3 protein-coding genes are annotated in these 3,689 nt (G+C 74.5%); 1 reads left to right on the top strand and 2 read right to left on the bottom strand.

Annotation, left to right across the window (positions count from 1 at the left end; translation table 11 throughout):
* Positions 1–174 precede the first annotated feature (174 nt).
* Positions 175–1,359: a CaiB/BaiF CoA transferase family protein gene (locus AC1MIR_RS17960; protein ID WP_480029567.1), complete on the top strand. Its 1,185-nt coding sequence runs from the start codon at positions 175–177 to the stop codon at positions 1,357–1,359.
* 76 nt (positions 1,360–1,435) lie between these two features.
* Here the strand turns inward: AC1MIR_RS17960 and AC1MIR_RS17955 are convergent, their stop codons facing one another.
* Positions 1,436–2,266, bottom strand: a complete 831-nt coding sequence (locus AC1MIR_RS17955) for a universal stress protein (RefSeq protein ID WP_480029566.1) — start codon at positions 2,264–2,266, stop codon at positions 1,436–1,438.
* 47 nt (positions 2,267–2,313) lie between these two features.
* Positions 2,314–3,525 (bottom strand): MFS transporter, encoded by a 1,212-nt coding sequence (locus AC1MIR_RS17950; protein ID WP_480029565.1) that lies wholly within the window; start codon positions 3,523–3,525, stop codon positions 2,314–2,316.
* Between the last annotated feature and the right edge of the window lie 164 nt (positions 3,526–3,689).

The following is a 3,689-nucleotide window of genomic DNA, read 5'->3' as shown; positions in this document are numbered from 1 at the left end:
GCGGGCGGGGGGGGGCCCGGGGGGGGGGGGGGCCCCCCCGGGGGCGCTGCTCCAGCGCGCGAGGCGCGAGGATGGCATCGCCTCGCGCCTGGTCGCGCATGGTGCCACCATGCCGTCTGCTGCCGCCGGCCAAGTCCTGATCCGTCGTCGCCGCGGCGACCTGGGAGTTTCCGCATGACCTCGCCCACCCCGCTCAAGGGCATCCGCGTCGTCGAGTTCACCCACATGGTCATGGGGCCGACCGTGGGCATGACGCTGGCCGATCTCGGCGCGGAGGTGGTGAAGGTGGAACCGGCGCCGGAGGGCGATACGACGCGGCGGCTGACCGGCTCCGGCACCGGCTTCTATGCGGCCTTCGGGCGCGGGCGGCGCAGCCTGGCGGTCAACATGAAGACGCCGGAAGGCATGGCGCTGGTGCAGCGCCTGGTCGCGCGCGCCGATGTGCTGGTGGAGAATTTCCGGCCCGGCGCGATGGCGAAGCTCGGGCTCGGCTACGCGGAACTCTCGGAAAAACATCCGCGGCTGGTCTACTGCTCCTGCAAGGGATTCCTGCCGGGGCCGTACGAGCATCGCACCGCGCTGGACGAGGTCGTTCAGATGATGGGCGGGCTCGCCTACATGACCGGGCTCGAAGGGCGGCCGCTGCGCGCCGGCTCCTCGGTCATCGACATCATGGGCGGGCTCTCGGCCGTCATCGCCATCCTCGCCGCGCTGCGCGAGCGGGAGAGCACCGGCAAGGGTGGCGAGGTGCAGGCCGGGCTGTTCGAGACGGTGGCGCTGCTGATGGCGCAGCACATGGCGCAGACGCGCATCACCGGCACGCCGCCGCGGCCGATGTCGGTGCGGCTGCCGGCCTGGCCGGTCTACGACATCTTCGACACGGAAGATGGCGGCCAGGTCTTCGTGGGTGTGGTCACCGACACGCAATGGCCGGCCTTCTGCAACGCCTTCGGGCTGCACGACCTGGCGGAAGACCCGACGCTCGCCACCAAGCAGCAGCGGGTGGAGGCGCGCGAACGCACCATCCCGCGGGTGGCCGCCGCACTGAAGCGCTGGACCAAGGCCGATCTGATGGCGAAGTGCGAGGCGCTGGGCCTGCCCTTCGCGCCGATCGGCAAGCCGGCCGACCTGTTCGACGACCCGCATCTGAACGGCTCGGGCGGGCTGGTGCCGATGACGCTGCCGGATGGGCGGGAGATCGCGCTGCCGGCGCTGCCTGTCTCGCTCAACGGCGCGCGGCCGGGCGGCGCGGGGGATCTGCGGGCGCCGGGCGCGGATGGCGCGGCGGTGGCGGCGGAACTCGGCTATTCCGAGTCCGAGATCGCGGCGCTGCAGGCGAAGGGCGTGATCACGGGGTGAGGCGCGACCTTCAAGGGTTGCGCGGCCCCCACCCCGACCCTCCCCCGTAAACGGGGGAGGGCGCATGTCGCGATGATCAGCGCGCGACGAAGATGGGGACGGGGCTGTCGCGCAGCAGCAGGTCGGTGGTGCTGCCGACCAGCATGCGGATCAGGCTCGATCCGCCGAAGGCGCCCATCACCAGCATCCGCGCGCCGCTGCGGCGCACCTCGTTCAGGATCGCCTCGGACACGTCGCTGCCGGTGAGGGGAACCGGCACGGCGTTCATCCCGCGCAGGCAGCCCACGCCTTCCTCCGCGAGCTTCAGCGCATCGGCCTCCTTCGCGCCGAGGGCGGCGACCCGCACCTCCGCGCCGCCGCCGAGGTCGAGCAGCGCGAACAGGTGCAGCGCCTCCCGCGCCGGGGCGGAGCCGTCATAGGCGGCGACGGCCGGGCCGCTCTCGCGCGGGGTCCAGCCGGCGGGGATCACCACCACGGGGCGCGCGCCGTCGCGCAGCAGCGATTCGATCACCGGCGCCACGCCGCCATCCGGACTCTCGCGGCCGAGGGTGCAGTCGCGGCCGACCCCGATCACGTCATGCGCGGCGCCGGCCGTGATCAGCGCCGGGCCCGGCGCGTCCTCCAGCCGCCGCACGCGGTAGTCGAGGCCGGCGGCGGCCCGCGCGCAATCGGCCAGGGCCGCGGCCGCCTCGGCCTCGGCCTGCGCCGTCAGCGCGGCGTCGCGATGTTCCTTGAAGGCGCCGGCGCCGAGCGGGACGGCCTCGTGGTCGCTCTGGGTGTGCGGGCGGTCGAGCACCACGGCGACGGTCAGCGCCGCACCGCTCTTGCGGGCATAGGCGATGGCGGCGTCGCGCGCGGCGATGGCGCTCGGCGCGTCGTCCAGCGCCACCAGGATGCTGCGGAGCATGCGGTCTCCTCCTCTGCGCGGAGCGTAGCCCAGCCGCGCGGGCGGGGTCAGCCCCGCCGGGGCAGCAGCAGCAGGAAGCCGGCGGTGCAGAGCACGAGGCCGGCGGCGAAGGTGATGAGCGCCGCGGCCACGCCGCCCGCGGCGGCCATCGCCCCCGACAGCATCTGCAGCGCCGCCGCGCCGACGAAATAGGACAGGTTGGCGGCCGAGAGCGCGCGCCCCGCCTGCTCCGCCGGCACCGCCGCGCGCACCAGCGAGAAGCCGATCACCTGGAAGGAGATGGCGAGCCCGAAGGCGACCAGCAGCGCCAGGTCCCAGGCGGGCGGCATCACGGCGAGGCCGAAGGCGCGCGCGGCCGGCCCGCCCGGCCCGCCCGCCACCACCAGCAGGATCAGCGCCGCGGCCAGCAGGTGGCTGGCGGCCATCAGCAGCGGGCCGCGGCCGAAGCGGCGCAGCGCGAGGCCGGCCAGCGCCGGCCCGGCGGTGAGTGCCACGGTGCAGGCCAGCAGGATGTTGCCGGCCTCGATCCGGCCGAGTCCCTTCACCTCCATCAGCCAGGGGCCGCCCCAGAGCCCGCGCAGGCCGAGCACCGCGGCGAAGGAGGCGAAGACGAAGACCGTCACGGCGCGGATCCCGGGGCGCCAGGCCATCGCCAGCACCTCGCCCATGTCGGCGAGCAGCCCGCGGGAGGGACGGGCCTCCGGCCGCTCGGCCGGGACCAGGGCGGCGACGGCGGCGATGGCGAGTGCGGCGAGCGCCGCGCAGGCCCAGTAGCCGGCGCGCCAGTCGGCGGCCTCGACCAGCAGCGCCAGCGGGCTGGCGGAGAGCAGCATGCCGGTGTTGCCCACCGTCTGGACGATGCCCGACCAGAGCGCGAAGCGGGCGGCGGAGAGCGCGCGCGCGGCGAAGGTGATGGGGCACATCAGCATGCCCGAGCAGCCGGCGCCGAGCACCACCTGCGCGGCCAGCATGGACCACGGCCCGGTGGCGAGCGCGCCGAGCGCGGCGCCGCAGCCCGCGACGGTCAGCAGGAACAGCGAGACCGCCTTCACCCCGTAGCGGTCGAGCCCGATGCCGACCGGGATCATCACCGCGGCGAAGGCGAGCGGGAAGGCGGAGGTGAGCTGCGCGAGCCCTTCCGCGCCGATGCCGAGGTCGCGCTGCAGCACATCCGCCGCGATGGCAGGGATGGTGCGCACGGCGTTGGAGAAGACATGGCCGAGGCAGAGGACGAGGATGGCGGTGGTGACGGGGTTCACGTGAATGGCTCGGGCGTGCGTGCCCCCACCCCGACCAGCCTTCATAAGCGGCGGAAGGCCGCCGCAACTCCGGCGTGCCCCCCCGTGGGGGGGACCCCCCCCCCGCCGCGGGGGGCGGGCCCCGCGGGGACATGCAAAAAAAAATACCCCGCATAAAGATAACC

This window comes from Falsiroseomonas sp. RANM36 (assembly GCF_056682175.1).
This window is presented reverse-complemented; position numbering and strand designations above follow the sequence as displayed.